21 protein-coding genes are annotated in these 26,508 nt (G+C 67.4%); 17 read left to right on the forward strand and 4 right to left on the reverse strand.

Translation table 11 applies throughout. The features are described 5' to 3' along the window. Positions 1–105 precede the first annotated feature (105 nt). Together AC1DEY_RS11320 and AC1DEY_RS11325 are read left to right on the forward strand one after the other, a co-directional pair. Positions 106–921: a lysophospholipid acyltransferase family protein gene (locus tag AC1DEY_RS11320; RefSeq protein WP_476868016.1), complete on the forward strand. Its 816-nt coding sequence runs from the start codon at positions 106–108 to the stop codon at positions 919–921. Positions 922–1,009: 88 nt separating this feature from the next. Then, entirely contained in the window at positions 1,010–2,401 is a 1,392-nt protein-coding gene (locus AC1DEY_RS11325) for a class II 3-deoxy-7-phosphoheptulonate synthase (protein WP_476868017.1), read from the forward strand. Positions 2,402–2,544: 143 nt separating this feature from the next. Here the strand turns inward: AC1DEY_RS11325 and AC1DEY_RS11330 are convergent, their stop codons facing one another. Further along, positions 2,545–4,710, reverse strand: a complete 2,166-nt coding sequence (locus tag AC1DEY_RS11330) for a Stk1 family PASTA domain-containing Ser/Thr kinase (protein WP_476868018.1) — start codon at positions 4,708–4,710, stop codon at positions 2,545–2,547. A gap of 102 nt (positions 4,711–4,812) precedes the next feature. After that, a complete protein-coding gene (locus AC1DEY_RS11335) occupies positions 4,813–6,201 on the reverse strand; it encodes a lytic transglycosylase (RefSeq protein ID WP_476868019.1) in 1,389 nt (462 codons plus the stop codon). Positions 6,202–6,507: 306 nt separating this feature from the next. Here AC1DEY_RS11335 and AC1DEY_RS11340 point away from each other — a divergent pair, with 306 nt between their 5' ends. After that, positions 6,508–6,861, forward strand: a complete 354-nt coding sequence (locus AC1DEY_RS11340) for an Rv2175c family DNA-binding protein (protein ID WP_441410379.1) — start codon at positions 6,508–6,510, stop codon at positions 6,859–6,861. Positions 6,862–7,026: 165 nt separating this feature from the next. Here AC1DEY_RS11340 and AC1DEY_RS11345 read toward each other — a convergent pair whose 3' ends face one another. Further along, on the reverse strand, positions 7,027–8,121 hold the full coding sequence (locus tag AC1DEY_RS11345) for a polyprenyl synthetase family protein (protein ID WP_441410378.1): 1,095 nt from the start codon (positions 8,119–8,121) through the stop codon (positions 7,027–7,029). Next, entirely contained in the window at positions 8,118–8,642 is a 525-nt protein-coding gene (locus AC1DEY_RS11350) for a hypothetical protein (RefSeq protein ID WP_441410377.1), read from the reverse strand. Before AC1DEY_RS11350 ends, AC1DEY_RS11345 begins: the two co-directional genes overlap by 4 nt. 219 nt (positions 8,643–8,861) lie before the next feature. On the opposite strand from AC1DEY_RS11350, the gene dinB reads away from it, so the two are divergent. The 14 genes from dinB (at position 8,862) to AC1DEY_RS11420 (ending at position 26,468) form a co-directional block, all read left to right on the forward strand. After that, on the forward strand, positions 8,862–10,115 hold the full coding sequence (dinB, locus tag AC1DEY_RS11355; RefSeq protein ID WP_476868050.1) for a DNA polymerase IV: 1,254 nt from the start codon (positions 8,862–8,864) through the stop codon (positions 10,113–10,115). Between the two features lie 278 nt (positions 10,116–10,393). Continuing rightward, a complete protein-coding gene (locus AC1DEY_RS11360) occupies positions 10,394–10,765 on the forward strand; it encodes a DUF3040 domain-containing protein (RefSeq protein ID WP_441410375.1) in 372 nt (123 codons plus the stop codon). A 415-nt stretch (positions 10,766–11,180) separates the two neighbouring features. Continuing rightward, positions 11,181–11,609, forward strand: coding sequence for a division/cell wall cluster transcriptional repressor MraZ (mraZ, locus tag AC1DEY_RS11365; RefSeq protein WP_090956633.1), 429 nt, complete (start codon positions 11,181–11,183; stop codon positions 11,607–11,609). Between the two features lie 209 nt (positions 11,610–11,818). Then, complete coding sequence (rsmH, locus tag AC1DEY_RS11370; protein ID WP_091564374.1) at positions 11,819–12,817, forward strand: 16S rRNA (cytosine(1402)-N(4))-methyltransferase RsmH; 999 nt, start codon at positions 11,819–11,821, stop codon at positions 12,815–12,817. Next, entirely contained in the window at positions 12,814–13,479 is a 666-nt protein-coding gene (ftsL, locus tag AC1DEY_RS11375; protein WP_441410374.1) for a cell division protein FtsL, read from the forward strand. Before rsmH ends, ftsL begins: the two co-directional genes overlap by 4 nt. 41 nt (positions 13,480–13,520) lie before the next feature. Beyond that, positions 13,521–15,323, forward strand: a complete 1,803-nt coding sequence (locus AC1DEY_RS11380) for a peptidoglycan D,D-transpeptidase FtsI family protein (protein ID WP_476868020.1) — start codon at positions 13,521–13,523, stop codon at positions 15,321–15,323. Between the two features lie 129 nt (positions 15,324–15,452). Next, positions 15,453–17,114 carry a UDP-N-acetylmuramoyl-L-alanyl-D-glutamate--2,6-diaminopimelate ligase gene (locus tag AC1DEY_RS11385; RefSeq protein ID WP_476868021.1) on the forward strand — a complete coding sequence of 554 codons (1,662 nt, stop codon included), beginning with the start codon at positions 15,453–15,455 and terminating at the stop codon, positions 17,112–17,114. Positions 17,115–17,120: 6 nt separating this feature from the next. Continuing rightward, positions 17,121–18,716 (forward strand): UDP-N-acetylmuramoyl-tripeptide--D-alanyl-D-alanine ligase, encoded by a 1,596-nt coding sequence (locus AC1DEY_RS11390; RefSeq protein ID WP_476868022.1) that lies wholly within the window; start codon positions 17,121–17,123, stop codon positions 18,714–18,716. After that, positions 18,713–19,822, forward strand: coding sequence for a phospho-N-acetylmuramoyl-pentapeptide-transferase (mraY, locus tag AC1DEY_RS11395; protein WP_441410370.1), 1,110 nt, complete (start codon positions 18,713–18,715; stop codon positions 19,820–19,822). Before AC1DEY_RS11390 ends, mraY begins: the two co-directional genes overlap by 4 nt. Then, complete coding sequence (gene murD / locus AC1DEY_RS11400) at positions 19,804–21,405, forward strand: UDP-N-acetylmuramoyl-L-alanine--D-glutamate ligase (protein ID WP_476868023.1); 1,602 nt, start codon at positions 19,804–19,806, stop codon at positions 21,403–21,405. The genes mraY and murD overlap by 19 nt, the downstream gene beginning before the upstream one ends. A 2-nt stretch (positions 21,406–21,407) precedes the next feature. Further along, on the forward strand, positions 21,408–22,967 hold the full coding sequence (ftsW, locus tag AC1DEY_RS11405; protein ID WP_476868024.1) for a putative lipid II flippase FtsW: 1,560 nt from the start codon (positions 21,408–21,410) through the stop codon (positions 22,965–22,967). A gap of 10 nt (positions 22,968–22,977) precedes the next feature. Next, complete coding sequence (gene murG, locus AC1DEY_RS11410) at positions 22,978–24,129, forward strand: undecaprenyldiphospho-muramoylpentapeptide beta-N-acetylglucosaminyltransferase (protein ID WP_476868025.1); 1,152 nt, start codon at positions 22,978–22,980, stop codon at positions 24,127–24,129. A gap of 4 nt (positions 24,130–24,133) precedes the next feature. After that, entirely contained in the window at positions 24,134–25,534 is a 1,401-nt protein-coding gene (gene murC / locus AC1DEY_RS11415) for a UDP-N-acetylmuramate--L-alanine ligase (protein WP_476868026.1), read from the forward strand. Further along, the gene (locus tag AC1DEY_RS11420; protein ID WP_476868027.1) at positions 25,527–26,468 is read left to right on the forward strand and encodes a cell division protein FtsQ/DivIB; all 942 of its coding nucleotides are present in this window, start codon (positions 25,527–25,529) and stop codon (positions 26,466–26,468) included. Before murC ends, AC1DEY_RS11420 begins: the two co-directional genes overlap by 8 nt. Positions 26,469–26,508 lie beyond the last annotated feature (40 nt).

A 26,508-nucleotide genomic window follows, 5' to 3' on the forward strand; every position in this document is an offset into this window, starting at 1 on the left:
CGTGTCACCCTTGGCGGCAAAACTCACTAGAGTAAGGTGTCCATTGAAGTCCTGGCCGGGCCCGATTTGGGCGGCCGGCCAGACGCCTTCCGGAGAGGTCACCGAGTGTTTTATTGGTTCATGAAGACGTTTGTCCTGGGACCAGTGCTGAAGCTGCTGTTCCGGCCCTGGGTCAAGGGCCTGGACAACGTCCCGGCCCAGGGTGCCGCGATCCTGGCCTCGAACCACCTCTCCTTTTCGGATTCCATCTTCATGCCGGTCATGGTGCCGCGGCCGGTGGTCTTCCTGGCGAAATCCGAATATTTCACCGGCACTGGGATCAAGGGCAGGCTGACCGCTGCGTTCTTCCGGCTCACCAACCAGCTCCCCATGGACAGGTCCGGGGGAGCCGCGTCCGCGCAGTCCCTGAACGCAGGCATGGAAGTGCTTAAGAACGGCTCGCTCATGGGCATCTATCCCGAGGGGACACGCAGCCCCGACGCGCGCCTCTACCGAGGCAAGGTGGGCGTTGCCCGCCTTGCGCTGCAGGCCCGGGTACCGGTCATCCCGGTGGCAATGATCGGAACGGACAAAGTCCAGCCGATCGGCAAGCGAGTGCCCAACATCCGCCGCATCGGCATGATCTTCGGCGAACCACTCGACTTCAGCCGCTACTACGGGATGGAGGATGACCGGATGGTCCAGCGTTCGGTGACGGACGAGATCATGTACGAACTGATGCGGCTCTCCGGCCAGGAATACGTGGACGAGTACGCCGCCGTCGTGAAGCTCCGCATGGCCGGCAAGGCGCAGGACGCCGCCCCGGACACTGCCCCCTCCGGCCCTGATGCTGCGCAGGAATCAGCTCCCGACACAACGCCCCAGACAAGGCCCGACACAAGGCCCGGAGAGGACAGCCCGGAGGTTCCCGGGACCGCCTGAGGGGCGCCACAGCTTCCATATGACGGCAACCGAGCTGTCAATGACAGGCCGGGCCGCTGAACTTCCGCGGGGCAACTATCCTTAGAAGGTGACCGAGCTATCTGAGAAACCAGTTTCCCCGCTGACCAGCACCGCCCAGAGCGGAGCCGCCAACTATCCCGGACTGGACAACTGGCGGGAACTCCAGGCATCGCAGCAGCCCACATGGACGGACCCGGCAGTGTTCGAGGCCTCCGTCAAGGAACTTTCCGTCCTCCCGCCCCTCGTGTTCGCCGGCGAAGTGGACATCCTGCGCGAACGGCTGGCCGCCGCCGCGCAGGGCAAGGCGTTCCTGCTCCAGGGCGGCGACTGCGCCGAGACCTTCGAGGCCGCGACGGCGGACAAGATCAGCGCCCGCGTCCGGACCATCCTGCAGATGGCGGTCGTCCTCACCTACGGTGCGGCCATGCCCGTCATCAAGATGGGCCGCATGGCCGGTCAGTTCGCCAAGCCCCGGTCCTCCAACGATGAAACGCGCGACGGCGTCACCCTGCCGGCCTACCGCGGCGACATCGTCAACGGCTACGACTTCACCCCCGAATCCCGCGCCCACGATGCCGGCCGGATGCTGAAGGCGTACCACACCTCCGCCTCGACCCTGAACCTGATCCGCGCCTTCACCCAGGGCGGCTTCGCTGACCTGCGCCTGGTGCACCAATGGAACAAGGGCTTCACCGAGAACCCGGCCCACGCCCGCTACGAGTCCCTGGCCCGGGACATCGACCGCGCCATCAAGTTCATGTCCTCCTGCGGCGCCGATTTCGAGGCACTCAAGCGCGTCGAGTTCTTCTCCAGCCACGAGGCCCTGCTGCTGGACTACGAGCGCGCCCTGACCCGCATCGACTCGCGCACCGGACTGCCCTACGACACCTCGGCGCACTTCCTGTGGATCGGGGAGCGCACCCGCGAGCTGGACCACGCACACGTTGACTTCCTCTCCCGCGTCCGCAACCCGATCGGCGTGAAGCTCGGCCCCTCGACCAGCGGAGACGACGCCCTGCGCCTGATCGACAAGCTGGATCCGGAGCGGGAACCGGGCCGCCTCACCTTCATCACCCGCATGGGCGCCAGCAACATCCGCGAGAAGCTGCCCGCGATCGTCGAGCGCGTCACCGCCTCCGGGGCACAGGTCCTGTGGGTCACCGACCCCATGCACGGCAACACGGTCACCTCGCCGAACGGCTACAAGACCCGCAACTTCGACGACGTCATCGACGAGGTCCGCGGATTCTTCGAAGTCCACCACGCGCTGGGGACCGTTCCCGGCGGCCTGCACGTGGAGATGACGGGCGACGACGTCGCCGAGTGCCTCGGCGGGGCAGACCCGATCGACCAGGAAGCCTTCCTTGACCGCTACGAGTCGGTCTGCGATCCGCGACTGAACCACATGCAGTCGCTCGAAATGGCGTTCCTTGTGGCCGGCGCCCTCGCCAAGCGCTAGGGAACAGCCGCCCACCACATAGAAAAGCTCCGCCCAGCTGGATCCAGCCGGGCGGAGCTTTTCTGTGTGGCGGGCCTGTGCGGTGGGCCTGTGCGGTCTGTTTCGCCAGCTCGGGGCAGGCTGTCGACGGCTGGCGCCTCCGGTCAGACGACAGTCAGCGTGATCAGTGAGCCTTCCGGTACGCTCGTGTTGACCGGATCCTGGGCGCGGACTGTTCCGAAGAATCCGCCCAGGATCTCATCGATCTTGACCTCGAAGCCGAGCTGTTCGAGGGCTTGCTTGGCTTCCTTGGCCTGTTTCCCGATGAAACTGGGTACCTCGACGAGCTTGGGGCCCTTCGAGATGGTCAGCGTGACGGCACCGCCCTTGGTCAGGTTGCCGGAGGCCGGGTCCTGTGCCAGCACGGCTCCCTTGGGCACGTTCTTGTCGTTGACGGGCTCGGGGGCCACCACGGCCTTCAGCCCGGCAGCCTCGAGGGCCTTGACTGCGGCACCCTGCTCCTGGCCCCGGACGTCCGGAACCGGAATGGGCTGCGGGCCCTTGGAGACCGTGAGGCCCACGGGCGTCCCGTGCTTGACCGGGTTGCCGCTGCGCGGCGCCTGGGCCAGGACGGTGCCGGCAGGTGCCGATTCATCGAACGTCTCGGTAACCGGGCCCAGCGCCATCTGGGCGCCGTTGAGGGCTGTCTTGGCCTCGTCCAGGGTCTTGCCGGTGAGCTCCGGGAGCGGGAACAGCTCTGGCCCCTTGGACACGGCAAGGGACACCGGCTGGAACTTGCGGATGACTTCTCCGGCGTTCGGTTCCGAGCCGACCACCAGGCCCGGCGAGACGTCGTCGTCGTAGACATCCTTGACGGTGGATTGGAATCCGGCGGTGCGGAGCAAATCCTGGGCCTCGGCAACGGTCTTGTTGGCTACCGGGGGAATCGTGCCGGGCGAGCCCGGACCCATGCCGAAGAACCAGCCGGCGACGGCGGCGAGCAGCGCCGCGACGACCAGCAGGACAATCCACAGCAGTCCGCGGCGCCGCGGGTTCCCCTCGTGCAGGGTCTTGGTGGGCGTGGCCGCAGCGCGCTGGCGCGCCTTCTCCTCGTCGCGGTCCAGCTTGCGCTGGATACGCTTGCTGGGCGGAACTGCGACTTCCGCCGGATCCTCATATCCGCCGGCGCCGTCGTAGGCCGACTCGTCCGGGGTGGACAAGGGCCCGTACGCCGGCCGCCGCGGGGCATTGGACATCACGGTGGTCGGGTTGCCGCCGGCGCGGGCGATCATCTCCGTGGGCTGGGCGAAGCTGCCGTACATCTCGGTGGGCATTTCCGTGGGCGGCTGCACATGGGCAGTGTCCTGGGCGGTGTCCTGCGCGTCCGACGCCGRGACCGCGCCGCCGGGTGTCCGGCCCGGCGGGGCTGCCGCCACCGCGGGCAGCGGGTTGCGGACGGCGGCCGGAGGCTGGAGGTCGAGTTCGGCGTCGCTGAGGTTGGTCCTGATGTGCCGAAGCTCGGACAGCAGGGCGCTTCCGTCCACGGGGCGTTTGTCCGGGTCCCTGTCCGTGCACCACTGGACAAGTTCGTCGATCTCCGCGGCCAGCCCGGGTACGGCAACGGAGGGAGCCTCCACGGTGGCATTGACGTGCTGGTAGGCCACCTGGATGGGCACCTCGCCGTCAAACGGCTGCCGGCCGGTGATCATTTCGTAGAGCATGATGCCCACCGAATAGATGTCGCTGCGGGCGTCTGCCTGCTTGCCCAGGACCAGTTCGGGGGAGAGGTAGGCGACAGTCCCGATCAAGGCCCCGGTGCTTGTGGACGTCGAGATGGCGCGGGCCAGGCCGAAGTCGCCGAGCTTGATCCGCCCGTCGTCGGCGATAAGGACGTTCTCCGGCTTGATGTCCCGGTGGATCATGCCGGCGGCGTGCGCGGCGCCCAGTCCTTCGACCACCGGATCGATCAGCGCCAGGGCCAGCCGCGGCGACAGGGCACCCTTGTCATTGAGGACGTCCCGGAGCGTGTGGCCCTTGATGAATTCCATGACCAGATAGGCGAGCCGGCCGTCCTCGCCCTGGTCCAGGACACCCACCACATGGGGGTGGGAGAGGCGGGCGGCAGCTTTGGCCTCGCGCCCCAGCCGGTCGAGGAACTGCGGGTCGTCGGCCAGGTGGGGATGGAGGACTTTCAGCGCGACATCGCGCTCAAGGCGCTGGTCCGTGGCAAGGTACACGGTGGACATCCCACCGCGGGCGAGCCTGGATTGAACCCGGTAGCGGTTGTCCACCAGGTTCCCGACGAGAGCGTCCGACACGTATTCTTGCACCTTACAATCGTAGTCGCTGAACGGAACGGGCCCGGATCACCATGCGATCCGGGCCCGTAGCGTCACGCTCCGCCGTGCTGGAGCGTGGGGTGGCTATGCAATTTAGCGGAACAGCGTCCGGTTGGCATTGATGGCAGCGACATAGCCCTTGGTGTCCTCGAACATGCCATTCTGGCTGACCGAGTACTGGCCCTGGTAGTAGCCGGCGATCGCCGAATCCAGGTCGGGGCTGGTGCGGACCAGCTGGCGGATGATCGCGATGCCTGCCGTGGCGTTGTCGTACGGGTCCAGCAGATTCAGCTTGCGGCCCACGAGGTCCGAGGCCCACTCGCCGGAGGACGGGATGACCTGCATGGTGCCGATCGCATTGGCCGGTGACACCGCGCGCTGGTCGAAGCCGGACTCCTGGAAGGCAAATGCCAGCGCGAGGCTGGCGTCCACGCCCATGCGGCGCGCCGTGTCCGCCACGATCGACTTCATCTGTTGGCGGCTGGGGACCGGAGAGGCGTTGAGCAGCGCCTTGTTCTGGTTGGCCGAGCTGACCACCGCGGCCGGGTAGCTGAACCCGAGGAACGTGCTGGGCACCAGGGGTGCGGTTGCAGTCGGGGTGCTCGACGCCGGTGCGATAGTCGACGCGCCGGGGATGGCAAGCTTCTGGCCCGGGTAGATGATGCTCGACATCGTCAGCCGGTTGGCCGAGAGCACATCCGAGAGCCTGACGTTGTTGCGGGCCGCGATGCCGGAGAGGGTGTCGCCTGCCTTGATCGTGTACGAGCCAGAGCTTGCCGGCTTGGGCGCCGACGTCGCCGGTGCTGTGGCAACCGGAGCGGAGGGCGCCGGGGTGCTGGAACCGCCGCCGACCTTGACCTTCTGGCCGGGATAGATCACCGAACCCATGCCAAGCCCGTTCCACTTGAAGACCTCGGACAGCCCGACGCCGTGGCGGGCGGCGATGCCGCTCAGCGTGTCGCCCGGCTTCACGACGTAGACCGTGCCGCCACCGGAGGCGGCCGTAACGGGGGCGGACGTGGCCGGGGCGGCCGGAGTGGCTGCCGGCGCCGGAGCCGAACCCGTGAGCTTGATCTTCTGCCCCGGGTAGATGATGGTGTTGGCCTGCAGATTGTTCAGCTTCAGCACGGCAAAGGTGTCCAGGCCGTAGCGGCCGGCGACAGCACTGATGGTGTCGCCGCGGGCAATCGTGTACACGGCGGGAACGGCAGACTGAGCGGGCCGCATGGCGCTTGGCAGTGTTGCCGGGACGGAGGCCGCGGGGATCACCGCCGCCTTCAGGGCTGTTGCCGTGTCTGCCTTCGCCTGGGCACGCATGGCGGCCGCGAGGGTGGCCGGCACCGTACGGGTGCGCGATTCGGCCGCGGCAGGCTGGGCGATCGCCAGGGAGGAAAGCACGACGGCGGGAAGCGCCGCCGTCGTCGCCGCGATCAGCGGCAGGCTGCGCCCCGGACGGAGCTGTGGCGAACGTGAGGTTGTCATTGGAAAGATCCTCTTCTCAGCGGCAACGCTGCGGTCAGGCCGGTATAACTGGTGTTACCAGTGTGACAAAAGTTATTTCTGTTACAAATGTGATCTATGTGAATGTCTCATGAATTGGCAATTAGCACAAGAACCCTTTGACATTCCGCAAACCAGCCTCCGGCGGAGTGTCGGCAAAAAGACGTCCCGCGGAGTCCCGTTTGGACCCGGGCGGCATTCCGGCAGGCGGGGTGAAGCACGGCCGCGGCCGTCATTACCGCGGCTGCCGACTAGGCGGCGGGGCACCGGCCGTGGCAATCTTTATCCGTGAGTAATGTAGAAAGCCTCGTGGGCGAATGGCTGCCCCTGCCCGATGTCGCACAGCTTATGAATGTATCTATTACCAAAGTCCATGCACTTCTGGACGAGCGTGCGCTGGCGGCTGTGAGAATCGGCGACCGGCGCATCCGGTCCGTGCCTGCGGCTTTCATCCAGGACGGGCACGCAGTGGAAAGCCTGAAGGGCACCATCGTTGTCCTCTCGGACGCCGGATACTCGGACGAAGAACTGATCAGTTGGCTCTTTACCCCGGACGAGTCCCTCCGCGGCCGGCCGATCGACGCCCTCCGGGAAGGGCGCAAGACCGAAATCCGCCGCAGGGCGCAGTCACTGGCCTGGTAGGGGCCGGCCGGCGCCTTCAATAAGCCGGCAGCATCCCTGCAGGGTGCCATTGCGGGCCGTGTACAGCTCATGTCGCTGTGCACGGCCCGCTGCGTTTTAAGCTGGTGTTTGGCCGGTTTCGTCCCTGGTTTTTTGTCCTGGTTTTTGCCCTGGGCTTGGCCCGGGCTAGGCGGCGCGGCTCACCGTTGCCTCGGCCAGCCTGCGGAGCGCGGTCTTGGGCAGCTCCTCCAGTGGCAGGAGGTCCAGGGCGGCGAAGGCCGCCTTGCCGAACTCCTCGATCAGTACTTCCGTGGCGTTGAGCGCGCCGCAGTCCACGATGATCCGCCGGATCTCCTCGATGTCCGCATCGCTGAGATCGGGGCTGCCCAGCTTGGCGTCGATGAATTCCGATTCGTCCGCCGATGCCTGGTCCAGGGCGAAGGCCACCAGGACGGTGCGCTTGCCCTCACGGAGATCGTCACCGGCAGGCTTGCCGGTAGTGACAGGATCGCCGAACACGCCAAGGACATCGTCCCGCAGCTGGAACGCCTCGCCGAGCGGCAGCGCAAAAGCGGAATAGCCGCGCAGCAGTTCGTCGCCGGCGCCGGCCAGGGCGCCGCCAAGCGCGAGTGGATGCTCGGTGGAGTACTTGGCCGACTTGAACCGGATGATGGACTGGGCCCGGCTGACCGCACCCGCACGGTCCCGCCTGGGCCCGGCGACCTCTTCCAGGATGTCCAGGTACTGCCCGGCCATCACTTCGGCGCGCATGAGGTTGAAGATGAGCCGGGCCGGGCTGCCGGAGGCGGCGCGGTGTCCGATCTCGGTGAAGGATTCCTCGCTGAAGGACAGGCAGAGATCGCCGGTCAGGATGGCCGCCGCATGCCCGAACCGCTCGCTGTCCAGCGCCCAGCCCTGGGCCTCGTGCAGTTCGATGAACCGGCGGTGGACGCTGGGGCCGCCCCGCCGGGTATCCGAGCGGTCAATGATGTCATCGTGGATCAGGGCCGCTGCCTGGAACAGCTCCAGGGCCGAGCCTGCCGTGACCACCTCAGCCGCGCCGGCCTCGCCGCCGGCGCCACGCCAGCCCCAATAGCACATGAGTGCCCGCAGGCGCTTTCCGCCCGTGACCAGGTTTGAGATCGAGCCCATGAGCGGATCAATGTCCTGGGAGATCGAGGACATGACGGCCTGGCGGCTGGTCAGGAAATCCGTGAGCTTGCCGGCGACGGCGGCCACGAACTCCGCCTGCTCGAGCCGCAGCTGTTCAGCGAGACTCACTTGACGGACTCGGCAGCCACGTTCGCGCCAATGGTGAAGGTGGACACACCCGATTTCTCCATGACGGAGATGTTCACGGTCTCGTTGTCCCCGCGAAGGAAGTCCTTGGAGGGCACGGCGCCTACGGATTCACCGGGCACCGCCTTGAAACCCTGTGCCTCCAGCCCCTTGGTATAGAAGGCCAGGACGTCTGCGGCAGGGGCCGTGATGCTGCCGACCAGTGCCACGGTTGCCGGCACGGTTGTCTTGTCAAAGCTGCTGGACACCACCTTGGCTCCGGGCATGAGTGGCAGGAGCGCCTGCGGGAAGCCGGGAACCAGGGCGCCGACCGTGGCCGAGGTGCCGGGCTCCGCGGAGGGGCTGGGAGGAGCCGTGGTGGAGGACTGCGGCGATGCGGAGGAGCCCGACGCCGACGTCGCCGGGCTCCCGCTGCCGGCTGGCGTGCATGCCGCCAAGGCCAATAACGTGCCCGCCGCCGCGAGGGCCGCTGCGGCACGTTTGCGCTGTCCAAATACCTTCACAGGGATTTTCCTCCTGGTGTTGACACGGTGTTGACGCGGAATCAGCCTCCAGTTTAGTCAGTCCCCGGGCATAGGATTGAAGACGTGGGGCCGGACGCAGACAATCAGCAGGGGGCGCAGGGGAATGTGCGCCACTATCCGTCGTCGAATCCGGTGCCGAATCCGCCGTCGAATCCGGTGTCGAAGCCGGTGTCGGCAGCGTCGAATTCACAGCCACGGATCCAGCTCAAAGATCAGCCAGCTGTCCAGCCTGCTGCGCGCCTCAGCGGGGAATCCCTGCTCGAACTCCGGCGCAGCAGCATCATGCACGTTGACATGGACGCCTTCTTTGTCTCGGTGGAGTTGCGCAGCCGTCCCGAGCTGAAGGGCAGGCCGGTGATTGTGGGCTATCCCGCGGACCGCTCTGTAGTGCTCTCCGCCTCCTACGAGGCCCGGGCCTTTGGCGTCAGATCGGCCATGCCCATGGTGGTTGCGGCACGCATGTGCCCACAGGCGGTCATCATCGAGCCCCGGCACAAGCTCTACTACGAAGTGTCCGGCCAGATCATGGAAATCTTTGGTTCCATCACCGATCTCGTCGAGCCGCTCAGCGTGGACGAGGCGTTCATGGACGTCGGGGGAGCCATCCGGCGGCTCGGTCCGCCCCGTGAGATCGGCGAACTCATCCGGGCCCGCGTCGTCCGGGAATTGGGAATCACGGCGTCGGTGGGCATTGCCGCCAGCAAGTTTGTGGCCAAGATCGCCTCCACCCGGTGCAAGCCGGACGGGCTGCTGCTGATCACGCCGGAGGAAACTGTTCCGTACCTGCACAGCCTCCCCGTCAGTGCGCTGTGGGGAGTGGGCGGCAAGACCGTGGAAGTACTCGCCCGGAGGGGCATCCGGACGGTGGCGGACGTCGCCGCCTCGCCGCTGCCCTCGCTGCGGAAACTGCTGGGTGCCTCGGGAGAGCACGTATACCGGCTCTCGTGGGGCATCGATCCGCGCCCGGTGACGCCGGCCCGGCTGGAAAAGAGCATTGGAGCCGAGGAGACATTCGCCACTGACACCGCGGATGACACCCTGCTGCACCGTGAACTGCTTCGCCTTTCACACCGGACGGCGGAACGCCTCCGCAGCGCCGGCCTGCATGCCCGCACCGTGGCGCTCAAGCTGCGCTACGCCGATTTTTCCACCATCACCCGCAGCCGCACCGTGAGCACACCGATCGACAGCGCCCAGCTCCTCTACGCGGTGGCCGTCCAGCTCCTGGAATCGGTGGGCGACCGGCCCATGACGGTCCGGCTCGTGGGCATCCGGGCCGAACAGCTCGAAGAGGCTGCCGACGCCCCTCTTCAGCTCAGCCTGGACCGCCGCGACGACAACTGGCGCGCCGCCGAACAGGCCCTCGACGCGGTCACCCGGAAATTCGGCAATAAGTCAGTTCTCCCGGCCCGGCTCCTGGATCCGGGGGCGCCCACGGACGAGCCCGGATAAGGATTTGGTGCGTCCGTCACGCCGCGGACATCCGCGCACGCGACAGGGCCTTAAGACTGTCTTTCAGAACAGGCCGCGACAATCTATCCTTATTAATACCTAGGTTTAGGACAGCTGGGTCGTGCGGACGGCCCAGCCAGCTGAGGACCGGCACGGGACTTTTGAATTGACCCTTCACCAAGGGCGGTGAATGGGAACCACTTCGGAAGCCCGGGCGTTAGGGGATTAGGGCAATGGCCACGTCACGCCCGGACGTTGGCGGATATGAGGAGGTCGTGATGCCGCTCTCGGAGCACGAACAGAAGTTGCTGGAGCAACTAGAGAAGCAGCTGCATGAGGACGACCCGAAGTTTGCAAACTCGATGGGATCGGTCCCAGGGCGATCTTGGTCCACCCGCCACCTCGTCATCGGTGTGCTCGCGACACTTGCGGGCGTGCTGTTGTTGTTAATCGGGGTTTCGATGCAAAACATCTTCGTTGGAGTCCTCGGCTTTGTGGTGATGGGCGCTGGTGTCTATTTCGCCACAATGCGCAGTTCCGCCGTCGGCAAGGCCAGGGCAGCTGGCGGCCGCAAGCAGGGCAAACCCCGGAGCTCGTTCATGAGCAACCTGGAGCAGCGCTGGGACGAGCGGCACGGGGGCGAATCCTGAACCGCTCCGTCACGGCCCCGTAGGCCCTCCACTTCCCGCCACCGGTTCGCCGGGGGACGGCGAAAGACCCGCTTCGGCGGGTCTTTCGCCATTTAAGGCGGCATTTTCCGGATGCTCGGGACCACCAAACAGCACGAAACGGGACACGCCGCCAAATTCCATCACGCGGGCGATCGCTCCGCGACGTCGATCGGCGACGGCGGCCGAGGCAAGCAGGCAAAATCGCTCCACTTTCCCCCACCAATCCCGTTTGCCTGCAAATGCAGGGAAGAAAGGGGATAAACATCCGCAGATTTGTCTAAACTTCACGGGCGTGTCGTTGACTGTGGAGCGATGTGGAGTAATGTGGAGGGCGTAAGAGGGTAGTGGCAACACAGGGGACGTTGGGCTAACTAGAACAGACAGGCGGTGGGCCGTGTTTCTCGGCACACATTCGCCACGTCTGGACGAAAAAGGTCGAATTATCCTCCCCGCAAAGTTCCGCGAGGAACTTGCCAGCGGGCTGGTTCTCACAAGGGGCCAGGAACGTTGCATCTATGTCTTCAGTGAGGCGGAATTCGGCCGGGTTCACGAGCAGATGCGGGAGGCTCCAATTTCCTCCAAGCAAGCACGTGACTACATCCGTGTTTTCCTCTCTGGGGCCTCTGACGAGGTACCTGACAAGCAGGGGCGCGTGACGATTCCGCCGGCGCTCCGGGAATATGCAGGTCTTGGCCGGGAACTCGCCGTCATTGGCGCAGGATCCCGCGCGGAGATCTGGGACGCCCAGGCTTGGAGTGAGTACCTGGCCGAAAAGGAAACCGCCTTCTCGGAAACCGACGACGCCATCCCGGGGATTCTCTGAACCCCAACTGAACCACCAGCACACAACGTTCCTTGATCGAGATCTCCAGCCGCCCATCCGGTTGCTGTCCTGGCTCACTTCCCCGGAGTCAGGCCGGCGCAGGGTAGGCGCGGATGGGGATCTGGACCAAGGAACGTTGCTTAAGAGCCACAACCAGCAACGCGGAACCAGCAAAACGCAATGAACACGGTCAACGAAAGGACGAAGGCATGACGGATCCCGACCAGGCGAAGCCTACGTCCGAACGCCATGTACCGGTCCTCAAGGACCGGTGCATCAATTTGTTGGCCCCTGGATTCGAGGCAGCCCGGAGCCGCGGCGAAACCCCCGTGGTGATCGACGCGACCCTTGGCATGGGCGGCCACTCCGAGGCCCTCCTCCAGCGCTTTCCCGACCTTCACCTCATCGGCATCGACCGCGACGAGGAAGCCCTGGCTCTGGCGGGGGCGCGACTGGCTCCCTTCGCCAACCGGACCGACCTCGTTCACGCCGTCTACGACGAAATCCCGGACGTGCTCGCGGACCTGGGCTTCACCGAAGTCCACGGCGTGCTCATGGACCTCGGCGTTTCCTCCCTCCAGTTGGACGAACGGGAACGCGGCTTCGCGTACTCCTTCGACGCGCCACTGGACATGCGGATGGACACCAGCCGCGGCCAGACGGCCGCCGACGTCGTCAATAACTACAGCGAAGAAGAACTCGTCCGGATTATCCGGAAATGGGGCGAAGAGAAATTCGCCGGGCGCATCGCGAACAGGATCGTGGCAGCGCGTGCCGAAAAGCCCTTCACGACCACCGGCGAACTCGTCGAACAGATCCGCTCCGTGGTACCCGCCGGCGCCGCCAAATCCGGCGGCCACCCCGCCAAGCGCACCTTCCAGGCCCTCCGGATTGAGGTCAACGAGGAACTGGACGTCCTGGAGCGGGCCATCCCGGCAGCCATCGAGGCCATCGCCCTCGGCGGCCGCGTGGTGGTCATGTCCTACCACTCCCTGGAAGACAAGATCGTCAAGGGCTTCTTCCAGGCCGGATCGAAGTCCTCGGCCCCGCTCGGCTTCCCGGTCGAGCTCGAAGAGCACAAAGCCGAACTCAAAACCCTGACGAAGGGCACCGAGGTACCCACCGCCGCTGAAATCGCCGAAAACCCCCGCGCAGCTTCCGCCCGGCTGCGCGCCGTCGAACGCATCAAAGCCAGGAGAGCAGCATGAGCACCGCAGCCGTCAACAGCTACCCCGTTGCCCAGGGCGCCACTGCCCGTGCCCTGCCAGGCGGCCGCCCGGGAATTGAGCAGACCCGGAAGGCACGCACTCCGCTGTCCGTGGTCCGCTCGGTGCCCCGCAAGCGCCGCGCACCGTTCGTGGTCCTCTGCTTCGGCCTCCTGGCCATTGCCCTCATGGCTGTCCTGGTCCTGAACATCTCCGTTTCCTCCGCCCAGTACCAGCTGGTCCAGCTCCGCAGTGAACAGACCACCCTGACCAAGCAGAACCAGGACCTCACCCAGCAGGTCCAAAATTTCGACGCCCCGCAGAACCTCGCGGCCAGGGCCACGGAGTTAGGCATGGTGGCTTCCCTCGCCAAGGGCCAGATCGACCTTTCGACCCTCAGCGTCACCGGAAAGGCCAAGCCGGCGGTCAAGGGCGACGCGCCCGGTGCCGTTATCGCCGCGCCGGCCCTCGCCGGGGCGCTCAACGTCGTCCCGCCGGCCACGGAAAATGAACCGCTCGCCCAGCGCAAACCGGCAGAAACGGACACCGCGCCTGCGGCCGCAAAGCCCGCACCCGCGCCGGCCGCGGCGGCCCCCAAGACCCCTGCGGTGGAGCTCCACGGCGGATCGGTTCCGGCCCCAGCGCAGAAGACCCCCGGGCAGTAACGTTCACTGACCACCAGCAAGGCAAGCAGCAAGGACTCACCGTGGCGAAGAACTCCGGCAAGGCAAGCAAGGCGAAAGCCCCAAGCGCCACCCGGCGGCTCCGCTGGGGACTCGGCATCATGTTGACCCTCCTGCTGGTGGTCGGCGGCAAGCTGTTCATGGTCCAGGGGCTGGACGTTGGGGGCATGGCGGAAGCCGCGCTCAACAACCGGCTCACGCCCATAGTGCTGCCCGCCGAGCGCGGCAGCATCCTCGATTCGTCCGGCACGGTCCTGGCCAGCAGCGTCATCCGCTACAACGTGGTGGTGGACCAGACCGTGAACACCAAGACGGACACCTTCCGCCGGCTCGAAACCATCGACGGCAAGGAAGAGCTCGTCAAGGTCACCCGGGACCAGGGCATCTCCGAACTGGCCGGCGTGCTCGGCATGGACCGCGACGCCCTGCGCCAGGCCCTGACCGGAACCCAGCGGTACTACATCGTGGCCAAGGACCTGAAGCCCGACGTCGAGGACCGCGTCTCCAAGCTGCAGATTCCGGGCATTGTCACCGAAGGCACCAGCAAGCGCGTCTACCCCAACGGCTCGGTGGCCGGCGGAATTGTCGGGTTCCTCAAGGACGGCACTACCGGGCAGGCGGGGCTCGAGCAGACCCAGGACGAGATCCTCAAGGGAACGCCGGGCAAGCGCGTGTTCGAGATCGGCGCGGACGGGCTGCGGATCCCGGTCGGCGTGGACGAGCTGACGCCGGCGATCAACGGCAAGGACATCAAGCTCACGCTGAACTCGGACCTGCAATATTTTTCCCAGCAGGCCATCCAAAGCCAGAAGGACAAGCTCGGCGCCGAATGGGGCGTGATCGTCGTCTCTGACATCAAGACCGGCAACATCATCGCCATGGCGGACACCGACGCCCCGGATCCCAATGATCCCGGCAAGGTTCCCGCCGAGGACCGCGGAGTCCGGGCCGTTACCGCCTCCTACGAGCCAGGGTCCGTGGAGAAAATGATCACCGCCGCTGCCGCGATCCAGGAGGGCAAGTCCAGCCCGCTGGATACCTTCACCATTCCACCGACATACACCGTGGACGGGCAGACCTTCAGCGACGCGTTCGAGCACGGCACCGAGCAACGGACACTGGCCGGAATCGTCGGCTACTCCATGAATACCGGCACGGTCATGGTGGGGCAGCGCCTGAGCAAGGACCAGCGTTATAACTGGCTGCGGAAATTTGGCATCGGCGAGGCCCCCGACATCGGACTCCCGGCCGAATCCAAGGGCATCCTGACCCCCGCCGACCAATGGGACGGCCGCCAGCAATACACCGTCCTCTTCGGCCAGGGCGTCGCCCAGTCCACCCTCCAGACCGTCCGCGCCTACCAGAGCATCGCCAACGACGGCGTGATGCTCCAGCCGCGGCTGATCGACAGCTACATCAGCCCGGACGGAACCGAGGAGAAAGTCCCGGCCAAGGACCCGCAGCAGGTCGTTTCCAAGGAGACCGCCAAGCAGGTCCGCGACATCCTCGAGAGCGCCGTCACCGAGGGCGAGATCAAGGAAGCGGCGATTGACGGATACAGGATAGGCGCCAAGACAGGCACGTCCGAGTCCCCGTGCGATGACGGCAAATCCGGGTTTTGCGGCTACACCGCTTCGATCATCGGAATGGCGCCCATGGACGATCCGCGGTTTATTGTTGAGGTGGTCCTGCAACGGCCCAAGGGAAGCATCTACGGAATCACCAACGGACCGGTGTTCCGTTCGGTGATGAGCCAGACGCTGCGCACTTTCAACGTCCAGCCCTCCACCGGCGAACCCGCCCGGTTGCCGCAGTACGCGAAATAGCGCCTGTTCCATCCGGCGCCCGGCAGTCACCAGCCGGCGCCACCCCCAAGTGCCTATGCACCCGAGCACGCCTTCGTACGTGCCCCCATTGCATGGGCCCGATCCACTAGCACCACAACGGAGATCCACTTGTCAGAGCTCACCGACCCCGATGCTTCCGTGCCGTTCGGCCACGATTCCACGCCGGGCTTCCGGCCCACTGCGGTTGCCGCGGTGCCGCTGGCCGCCATCGGGGAGGCAATCGGCGTCGCCGTTCCCGGGGCATCCAGCACTGTCACGGTCACCGGGATCTCCCTGAACTCCCGCTCGGTCCGCCCGGGAGACCTTTACGTGGCCCTGCCCGGCGCCACCAGGCACGGTGCCGACTTTGCCTCCCAGGCCATCGATGCGGGCGCCGTAGCCGTCCTGACAGACGACGCCGGGGCGCGCCTGCTGGCCCTGGCCACTGACATCCCCGTCCCCGTCCTGTTGGCCGAGGAGCCGCGCAGCGTCGTCGGCCGGCTCTCCGCACTGATCTACCAGAGCCGGCCCGACGGCGCCGGGGCGCCCGCGCTCTTCGGGGTCACAGGCACCAACGGCAAGACCACCACCACCTACTTCATCAACGCCCTCCTGCAGGCGCTCGGCAAACGGACCGGGCTGATCGGGACCATCGAGATCCTTGCCGGCGCCGAGCCGATCCCGAGCCTGCTGACCACCCCGGAATCCACCGACGTGCACGCCCTGCTCGCGCTCATGCGCGAACGCGGGCTCGATGCCGCCTCCATGGAGGTCTCCTCCCACGCCGTGTCCTTCCACCGCGTGGACGCCGTGGTGTTCGACGTCGCCGGGTTCACGAACCTCACCCAGGACCACCTGGACCTGCACGGGACCATGGAGGAATACTTCCAGACCAAGGCCCGGCTGTTCACGCCCGAACGCGCCCGCGCCGCCGTGGTGACCGTCGATGATGCCTGGGGCCGGAAGCTCGCGGCCGCCGCCGAAATCCCGGTCACAACCCTCGCCACGGCCGGGCAGCCCGGCACCGGGACCGGAGCCGCCGGTCAGGCCGCCGACTGGATCGTGGCCACGACAACCCCGCGGGGACTCGGCTCGGACTTCGTGCTCCGGCACCGCGACGGCGCCGAGCTGCGCGTCCACACCGGCCTGCCGGGAAGCTTCAATGTGGCCAACGCCGCGCTGGCCACGGTGATGGTGCTCGCCGGAGGCCACGAGCCTGCCGGCGTGCAGGCCGCCCTCGACGCCGCAGACCCCTTCACCGTCGCCGTGCCCGGCCGCATGCAGCTGGTCTCCACGGCCCCGGCGGCCGTGGTGGACTTCGCGCACAACCCCGACGCCCTGGAACGTGCCCTCGAGGCTGTCCGGTCACCGGAACCCGGGTCCAAGGTGATCGTCGTTTTCGGCGCCACCGGGCAGCGTGACCAGGGCAAGCGCCCCGCCATGGGGGCCATCGCCGCCCGGCTCGCGGACACCGTGATCATCAGCGACGACGACCCCCACGACGAGGACGCGGCAGCCATCCGCGCCGACGTCCTTGCCGGGGCCCTGGCGGCCAGGGACGAGGAAGGCCTGGACTGCACGGTCCTGGAGGTTTTCCCTCGCGACGCCGCCATCCTGAAGGCAGTGGAGCTCGCCGGAGCAGCGGACACCATCCTGGTGGCCGGGCGGGGCCACGAGGTGTGGCAGGAGGTCAAGGGAGTCAACCTGGCACTGGATGACCGGGTGGAACTCCGGAACGCCTTGACAGCACGGGGATTCACCGTTCTCGAAGACCACCGGATAGAGTCCTAAACCGAGATGATTGCACTTACAGCGGCGGAAATCGCCGACATAACCAACGGCCGGCTTGCCGCGGAACCGGGAATTACGCCCGCCTCCGTGGTGACCGACTCCCGCGAGGCCACGGCGGGYTCCCTCTATGTGGCCAAACCGGGGGAGAACGCCGACGGCCACGACTTCGTGGGCGCCGCCTTTGACCGGGGAGCCGTCCTGGCACTCGTGGAGCGCGAGGTCGCCGACGCCGCCGGAACGAACTACCCCGCCGTCGTCGTCGAGGACGCTGTCCTCGCCATGGGCGCGCTGGCCGCCGAAGCCGTCCGCCGGATCCGGGCACACCGCGAGGCTGCCGGCGCCGCGTTCACGGTGATCGGCATTACCGGCTCCGCCGGCAAGACCACCACGAAGGACCTTCTGGCCGGCATCTTCGCTGCCGCCGACGCCGAAGGCTCCACCGTTGCGCCCCAGGGGTCCTACAACGGGGAGATCGGCGTCCCGCTCACCGTCTTCAAAGCCGACTTCGACACCCGCTACCTCGTCATCGAGATGGGCGCCACGGGCATTGGCCACATCCGGTACCTTGCGGACATGGTGAAGCCGGAGATCGGCGTCGTCCTCGGCGTCGGCACCGCCCATGCCGGAGAATTCGGGGGCGTCGAGAACATCGCCGTCGCCAAAGGCGAACTTGTGGAGGCCCTCCCGGCCTCCGGCACGGCCGTGCTGAACCTGGACGACGCCCGCGTCGCCGCGATGGCCACCAGGACCCGCGCCCACGTGCTCGGCTACACCTCCCGCCCGGCCGTCAACGGCCAGGACAGCGACGACAAGGACAGCAACGGCCAGGACAGCAACGCCCGGACCGACCTGGTCCGGGCCGTTGACGTGGACCTGAACGCCGAAGGCCACCCTGAATTTGAGCTTCACCTGCCCGGCGGCGAGTCCGTTCACGGGACCGCCACCCAGGGGACAACACAGCATCACGTCGCCGCCAAGCTGATCGGCGCCCATCACCTCGCCAACCTCCTCGCCGCGGCGGCCGCGGCACATGCGGCCGGCATCCCCGGCGCGCAGATCGCGGCCTCGCTCAGCGCACAGACCGCCGCCAGCCGCTGGCGGATGGAGCGCACGGAGCGTCCCGACGGCGTGACGGTCATCAACGATGCCTACAATGCCAACCCGGAATCCATGCGGGCCGCACTGCGGACGCTGGCCGAGCTCGGCCGCGGCCGCCGGACCTGGGCCGTCCTGGGCGCCATGCTGGAGCTTGGCCCGGATTCGATCCGTGAGCACATGGCCGTCGGCACCCAGGTGGTCCGGCTCAACATCTCCCGCCTCGTGGTGGTGGGCCGGGAAGCCCGGTCCCTGTATGTCTCCGCCGTCAACGAGGGCTCCTGGGGCGACGAATGTGTTTTCGCCGAGACCGCGGACGAGGCCTACGAGCTGCTCCAAACCGAGCTCCAGCCCGGCGACCTGGTCCTGTTCAAGTCATCGAACGGCATCGGGCTGCGCCATCTGGGGGATCGGATAGCATTACCCCCACAAGCCCCCCAAGACTCTCCCGAGCGACCTGCTGAGGGAATTGCCGCAACAGCCACCGAAGGGAGTGCACAGCTGTGATTGCACTACTGATGGGCGCTGGAATGGCCCTGTTCCTCGCGTTCGTGGGCACGCCACTTTTCATCCGGTTCCTGGTCCGCAAGGGTTACGGACAATTCATCCGCGATGACGGACCCACCTCGCACCACACCAAGCGCGGCACGCCCACCATGGGCGGCACCGTTGTGGTCCTGGCGGTCCTTGTCAGCTACGGGCTCACGCACCTGATTATGTGGATGATGAATCCGCATTCCCCGGGACCGAGCGCCTCCGGGCTGCTCCTGCTGTTCCTCATGGTGGGTATGGGGCTGGTGGGATTCCTGGACGACTTCATCAAGATCTCCAAGCAGCGCAGCCTGGGCCTGGATGCCAAGGCAAAGCTGGTTCTCCAGGGCGCCGTCGGCATCATTTTCGCCGTGCTGGCGCTCAACTTCCCCAACGCCGCCGGCCTGACCCCGGCGTCCACCCAGATCTCGCTGGTGCGTGATATCCCGTGGCTCAACCTGGCCTTCGCCGGAACCGTGCTCGGCGCGATCCTGTTCGTGCTGTGGTCCAACCTGATCGTCACGGCCGCGACCAACGGCGTGAACCTCACTGACGGCCTCGACGGCCTCGCAGCCGGCGCCTCCGTCATGGTCTTCGGGGCGTACACGCTCATGGGCATCTGGCAGAGCAACCAGGCCTGCGGGTCCCCGCGGCAGGCCGGCAGCGGCTGCTACTCGGTCCGCGACCCCCTGGACCTGGCCCTGCTGGCAGCCATCCTGAGCGCGGCGATGGTCGGGTTCCTGTGGTGGAATACCTCGCCCGCGAAGATCTTCATGGGAGACACGGGATCGCTGGCCATCGGCGGCGCGGTCGCAGCCTTCGCTATCCTGTCCCGCACGGAACTGCTGCTGGCCTTCATCGGCGGCCTCTTCGTGCTCATCACGCTTTCCGTCATCATCCAGGTGGGCTACTTCAAACTCACCAAGGGCAAGCGGTTCTTCAAGATGGCGCCGCTGCAGCACCACTTCGAACTCAAGGGCTGGGCCGAAGTCACGGTGGTGGTCCGGTTCTGGATCCTGTGCGGATTGTTCGTCGCCGCCGGCCTGGGCGTCTTCTACGCCGAATGGGTGGTGCTCCTGTGACCGGACCTATCCCCGCCCCGCTCTCCACCTCGCCCCGGCTCCAGGACCTCGCCACGTGGGATTCCGACTGGTCCGGCCTGCGCGTCGTGGTCACCGGCATCGGCGTCTCTGGCTTCGCCGCCGCCGACACCCTCATTGAACTCGGTGCCCGCGTGGTGGTGGTTGACGCCGCCACCAGCGCCAAGGCACTGGCCCAGGCGGACACGCTCCGGATCGTCGGCGCGGCGGACGTCCTGCTGGGCGAAGAAGCAGTGGAGTCCGTTCCGAAGGTCGAGGGCCACAAACCTGACCTGGTGGTTACGTCCCCCGGCTGGCGGCCGGACCAGGCCTTGCTCGCTGCGGCCGCACGGGCCCACATTCCGGTGTGGGGCGACGTCGAGCTCGCCTGGCGGGTGCGCGAACGCAAGGGCCGCAAGACCGCCGACTGGCTGACCATTACCGGCACCAACGGCAAGACCACCACGGTGGGCCTGACCGAGTCCATGCTGCAGGCCGCCGGGCTCAAGGCGATCGCGGTCGGCAACGTCGGTACCCCGATCCTGGACGCCCTCCGCGACCCCGTGGAGTACGACGCCTTCGCGGTGGAACTCTCCAGCTTCCAGCTGCACTGGAGCCACACGGTCTCACCGGTGGCCAGCGTGTGTCTGAACGTCGCCGAGGACCACGTGGACTGGCATGGTTCCTACGCCTCCTACCTGGCCGACAAGGCCAAGGTCTACGCGAACACCCAGAAGGCCTGCATCTACAACGCCGAGCAGATCGAGACCGAACGCATGGTCGAGGACGCGGACGTCGTGGAGGGCTGCAGAGCCGTGGGCTTCACCACACTGACGCCGGCCATCAGCATGCTCGGCGTCGTGGAAGGACTGCTCGTGGACCGCGCGTTCATCGCCGAACGCAAGGACAGCGCGGCCGAACTCGCCTCGATTGCCGACCTTGGGTCGGCGGCTCCGCGCCACATGGTGGCGAACGCGCTGGCTGCGGCGGCCCTGGTCCGGGCCTACGGCCTGGAGGCGTCGGCAGTCCGCCAGGGCCTGCTGAACTACCTCCCGGGAGACCACCGGATCCAGCCCGTGGCCCGGCACGAGGGTGTCCTCTGGGTCAACGATTCCAAGGCCACCAACCCGCATGCCGCCGCCGCCTCTCTGTCGGCGTTCCAGAACGTGGTGTGGATCGCCGGCGGCCTGTCCAAGGGTGTGAATTACGACTCCCTGATCCGGGAACAGGGCAGCCGGCTCAAGGCCGTGGTGCTGATCGGCACGGACTCCAGTGACCTGCAGGCCGCGCTGAAGCGACACGCGCCGGATGTCCCCGTGATCGGGSCGGCMAAGGGCGASACTGAAGACGTGCAGACTGCCGGAACGGCCMAMGCCGCCGCAGGCCCCTCGCCRATTTTTGGCGAGACTGTGATGGCCCAGGCCGTTGCCTCGGCGGCGCAGGTGGCCGCCTCCGGGGACACTGTGCTGCTGGCTCCGGCGGCTGCTTCCATGGATCAGTTCTCTTCCTATGCTCACCGTGGCGACGCCTTCATCGAAGCTGTCCGCGAGCTCGTGGAAGGGCAGGCTCAGACCAGCGAGGAGTAACAATGGTCAGCACGCCCACACGTACGACGGCGGCCCGCGCCGGAGGCGGGGCCACCAGCGGCGGTGCCGCCGGCGCCAAGTCCGCCGGGGGCAGGACACCGCCGTCGGCGCGCCGGCCCACTCTGACGCCCGCGGCACGGGTGCGTGCCTGGATGCGGGGATTCTGGTCCGCGCTGGAAGGCACCGGCAAGTCCCGCAACGGATCCACGTACTACCTGATCCTTGGCTCCACCCTGGCCCTGACGGCGATCGGCATCATGATGGTCCTCTCCGCCTCCAGCGTGGAAGCCATCGCCGCGGGGGAGTCGCCCTACTCCGCGGCCCTCAAGCAGGGTGGCTTCGCAGCACTCGGCGTCTTCGCCATGTTTGTCCTCTCGCGCGTCAACGTCGTCTGGCTCCGGCGCTTCGCCTGGCCCATCATTTTCCTGGCCGTTGCGCTGCTGGGCCTGGTCCTCCTTGTCGGGCGCAGCGCCCTGGGCAACCAGAACTGGATCGACGTCGGCCCCTTCACCTTCCAGCCCTCCGAAGCCGCCAAGCTTGCCCTCGCACTGTGGATGGCCACGGTGCTGGACCGCAAAGCGAAGCTACTCCAGGAGTGGCGCCACGCCCTGATTCCCGTCGTGTTCCCTGGGTCCGCCGCCGTCCTGGGCCTCATCCTCGCCGGAAACGACCTCGGCACGGCCATGATTGTGATGATCATCGTGGCCGCCGGACTGTTCTTCGCCGGCGTCCGGCTCTCCTTCTTCGGCATATCCGGGGCAATACTGGCCATTGGCGCGACCGTCCTCGCCGTCACGAGCCCGAACCGGATGTGCCGCATCCTGTCCTGGACCGGCCAGACCTGTGCCGACGGCTCCGACCTGAACTACCAGTCCACCAACGGCCTTTATGGCCTTGCGTCCGGCGGCTGGTTTGGCGTGGGACTGGGCCAGAGCCGGCAAAAGTACAGCTGGATCCCCGAAGCCCACAACGACTTCATCTTCGCGATCATCGGTGAAGAACTCGGACTGGTCGGGACGCTGGTGGTACTGATCCTCTTCGCCATCCTCGGCACGGCCATCTACCGCGTTGTCGTCGCGCAGCACGATGTCTTCCACCGCGTCCTGGCCGGCGCCATCATGGTCTGGCTCCTGGGCCAGGCCAGCGTCAACATGGCCGTGGTGACCGGACTGGCACCGGTGATCGGCGTCCCGTTGCCCTTCATCTCCTACGGCGGCTCGGCCCTGCTGATGTCGCTGTGCGCGATCGGCGTGGTCTTGTCCCTTGCCCGGGCCCAAATGGACCCGGCGATGCAGCCTAAGAAGATGTTCAGGTTCGGGCCCGCCGCGTTCGCGAATTCCGTGCGGAGGACCCGCGCTGCCCGGGCGGCCGCCAAGGCATCCAGCCAGTCCGCCGACCGCGCCGCACCGAAGGGATCAGCTTCGAAGGGCGCCGCCCCAAAGGCAACCGGCAAGGGCGCCGCCCCGAACCCGGCCCGGAATCCCGCCGGCAATCCGTCCAAAAACGCACCAGCCAAAAGCACAGCAAGCAAAAACCCCGCCAAGAGCCGTACGAAAGCGTAAACAGCCCTTCATGAACACCGAATCGCCTTTGTCCGTGGTCCTTGCCGGTGGCGGAACCGCCGGTCATATCAGCCCGCTGCTGGCCATTGCCGGCGCCCTTCGCCAGTCCCTCCCCGCCGTGCAGCTCCTGGCTGTCGGGACACCCGGGGGAATGGAAGCGCGCCTGGTTCCGGCGGCCGGCCTGGAGCTGGCCACCATCAGCCGGGTGCCGCTCCCGCGCAAGCCCTCCACGGACCTGCTCCGGCTTCCCGGCCGGATGGTCGTTGCGGTGAAGCAGGCAGGGTCCATCCTGGATGCGGCAGGAGCCGACGTCCTTGTCGGAGTGGGCGGCTACGTGTGCACACCGATGTACCTCGCGGCCCGGCGCCGGAAGATCCCGATCGTGGTCCACGAGGCCAACACCCGCCCCGGCCTGGCCAACCGCGTAGGCGCCCGGCTCGGCGCGCACGTGGCCGTCGCCTTCGCCGCGACCAAACTCGGCCGCGCCCGGCACGTGGGCATGCCGATGCGCCCCGAGATTTCCGGCCTTGACCGCGCGGCCGCCCGCGCCGGGGCACGGCAGGAGCTCGGACTGGACCCGGACAAGCCAACGCTGATTGTCACCGGCGGATCCTCTGGCGCCCAGAGCATCAACCGGTCCCTCGCCGCGGCCGTAGGAGCCCTCGCCGAGGCCGGCGTGCAGACGCTGCACATCACCGGCCGCGGCAAGTCCATGCACGACGCCGCCGGCAAGCCCCTCGCCGCGCCAGGCTACCGGCAGGTGGAATACGTGGACGGCATGGAGACCGTGTACGCCGCAGCGGACCTGCTGCTGGCCCGGGCCGGTGCCGCCACTGTCTGTGAGGTGGCCGCCGTCGGCGTGCCCGCCGTCTTTGTCCCCCTCCCCATCGGCAACGGCGAGCAGGCGCTGAACGCCGCCGGACTTGTCGACGCAGGCGGGGCCCTGATCATCGACGACAAGGCCTTCTCCGCCGACTGGATCCGCGGGAACATCATTCCCCTCCTGCTGGACACGGACAGACTGGCCCGGATGGCGGCCAGCTCCGAACAGCTCGGCATCCGCAACGCGGACCGGCGCATGGCCGATCTCATCCTCGAAGTCGCGGCCCCGAAGCAACACCCGACACAGCAGCACCCCACCCAGGACGGCAGGAAGCAGTAGAGCCATGACCCAGCCCCAACACGGCACGCGATCCCTGGAGTCCCTGGGCCGCATTCACTTCATCGGCATCGGCGGCGTCGGCATGTCCGCCGTCGCCCGCATCATGGTGGCCCGCGGAATCCCGGTCAGCGGCTCCGACGCCAAGGACCTGCCCGTCATGGCGGACCTCGCAGCCGCCGGCGCCCGGATTGCCGTGGGCTATGGACCGGACAACCTGGGCGACGCCCAGACCGTGGTCGCCGGCTCCGCGATCCGGCCCGACAACCCCGAGCTCGTAGCAGCACGCGCCGCCGGGCTCCCGGTGCTGCACCGCTCCGAGGCGCTGGCCGCCACGATGGCGGCGGACACGGTGGTGGCAGTCGCCGGAACCCACGGCAAGTCCACTACGACGTCGATGATCACGGTGTTGCTCCAGGGCGCCGGACTGGACCCGTCCTTCGCCATCGGAGCGAACGTCCCGGCCCTGGGCGTCAACGCGGCGCACGGCGCGTCCGGGATCTTCGTCGCGGAGGCTGACGAGTCCGACGGCTCCTTCCTGAACTACCGCCCCTCGATCGCCGTCGTGACCAACGTCGAGCCGGACCACCTGGACTTCTACGGCACCGCCGATGCCGTCTACGCCTCCTTCGACAGCTTCACGGCGCTGCTCCCGGCGGACGGTGTCCTGGTGGCCTGCGCAGACGACCCCGGAGCGAGGGCCCTCGCCGAACGCACACGGGCCCGCGGCAACACCCGCGTGGTCCTGTACGGGACGGCGGCCGACGCCGACATCCGGCTGCACGACGCCGGACCCGGCCAGATGGGGATCTCGACGGCGGCGGGCACGTTCGGCGTCGAACTCCAGGTTCCCGGCCGGCACAACGCGCTCAATGCCGCCGCGGCCTTCGCGGTGGCGCTCGAGCTCGGCGTCGCGCCGGACACCGCTGCGGGGGCACTGGCCCACTTCTCCGGCGCCTCGCGCCGTTTCGAGTTCAAGGGGGAGGGGCGCGGAGTCCGCGTCTATGACGACTACGCGCACCACCCCACGGAAGTCCGCGCCGCCTTGTCCGCGGCGCGGGCGGTCGCCGGGCAGCACAAGGTGCACGTGCTCTTCCAGCCCCACCTGTTTTCCCGGACCCGCGAATTCGCCCGCGAGTTCGCCGAGGCCCTCAATACGGCGGACACGGCCCTGGTCCTGGATATCTACCCTGCCCGGGAAGATCCCATCCCCGGCGTCACCAGCGGGCTGATCGCCGAACACCTGGGCTCCGGCGGCAGCCTCGTCGGACCCGGCGGGGAAGCCGTGCAGGCGCTGCTGGCGGCCGCCGGACCGGGGGACATCGTGCTCACCGCCGGCGCCGGCGACGTCACCGCCTACGGGCCGCTGATCGTCGACGCCCTGACGGTCGAGGCCGCCGGTGCCTAGCACCCGGCGCCCCACTTACCGGGGCGGCTCCAACGCCTCCGGTTCCAACGCCCCTGGTTCCAACGCCTCTGGGGGAGGTTCCCGGCCGCCTTCCGGCGGAACAGGCACGGACGTCATTTCGGCGTCCAAGAACGCCGCAGACCCGGCGGGCGGCACCGCGCAGCATCCGCAGCGCCCACACAGCACGCAGAGCCCTCCGGAGATCGTCGCCGGCAAGGTGCTGACCTTCCCCGAGCCCAAGGGCAAGCGCCGCAGACGCATCGTGCTCAGCACCATAGGCATTGTGGCCGTGCTGATGGCGGGGATCGTCGCGGCTGCCGTCTACTCGCCCGTGCTGGCCCTGCGGACCGTCTCCGTGGCGGGCACCAAGCTGCTCAACCCGGATCAGGTGCAGGCCGCCCTCGCGCCCCTTCAGGGAAAACCCCTCCCACAGGTCAGCGAGGAGGAGGTCACGGCCCTGCTGAAGCCGCTGGTCCAGGTCAAGGACGTCACCGTGACGGCGCTGCCGCCCTCCACCCTGCAGGTGCGCGTCACCGAGCGTATTCCGGTGGCGCTGGTCAAGCAGGGCCAAACGTTCCAGCTCGTGGACGTCGACGGCGTCCAGCTCAGCACCACCACGGATGCCGCCTCGGTCGCACTCCCGGTCATCGACGGCGGCAGCGGGACGCTTCCGAAGGACTTGTTCCAGGCCATCACCGCGGTGCTGGGAGCGCTGCCTGCGGATGTGCTGGCCCGGCTCTCCAATGCCTCCGCCGCCTCCGCCGACGCCGTCGAGCTCAAACTCGTCGACGGGCAGACGATCGTCTGGGGCAACGCGGGGGAGAAGGAGCTCAAGGCGCGCGTCCTTTCGGCCCTCCTGAAGGTCCCGGCCGACCCCAAGAACCCGGTGAAGGTCTACGATGTCAGCGTGCCCCGGCACCCTGTCACGCGTTAGCCGGCCTCGAGCGGCCCAAGGCGCTACTTACAGGGGCTAT

It is taken from the genome of Arthrobacter sp. 05T47 (genome assembly GCF_056395825.1).

What these genes read in the sequence shown, in the direction of transcription:
- AC1DEY_RS11335 (WP_476868019.1), bottom strand. Translation starts at nt 6,201, where the DNA reads ATGACAACCTCACGTTCGCCACAGCTCCGTCCGGGGCGCAGCCTGCCG.
- AC1DEY_RS11360 (WP_441410375.1), top strand. Translation starts at nt 10,394, where the DNA reads ATGCCGCTCTCGGAGCACGAACAGAAGTTGCTGGAGCAACTAGAGAAG.
- rsmH (WP_091564374.1), top strand. Translation starts at nt 11,819, where the DNA reads ATGACGGATCCCGACCAGGCGAAGCCTACGTCCGAACGCCATGTACCG.
- ftsL (WP_441410374.1), top strand. Translation starts at nt 12,814, where the DNA reads ATGAGCACCGCAGCCGTCAACAGCTACCCCGTTGCCCAGGGCGCCACT.
- ftsW (WP_476868024.1), top strand. Translation starts at nt 21,408, where the DNA reads ATGGTCAGCACGCCCACACGTACGACGGCGGCCCGCGCCGGAGGCGGG.
- murG (WP_476868025.1), top strand. Translation starts at nt 22,978, where the DNA reads ATGAACACCGAATCGCCTTTGTCCGTGGTCCTTGCCGGTGGCGGAACC.
- murC (WP_476868026.1), top strand. Translation starts at nt 24,134, where the DNA reads ATGACCCAGCCCCAACACGGCACGCGATCCCTGGAGTCCCTGGGCCGC.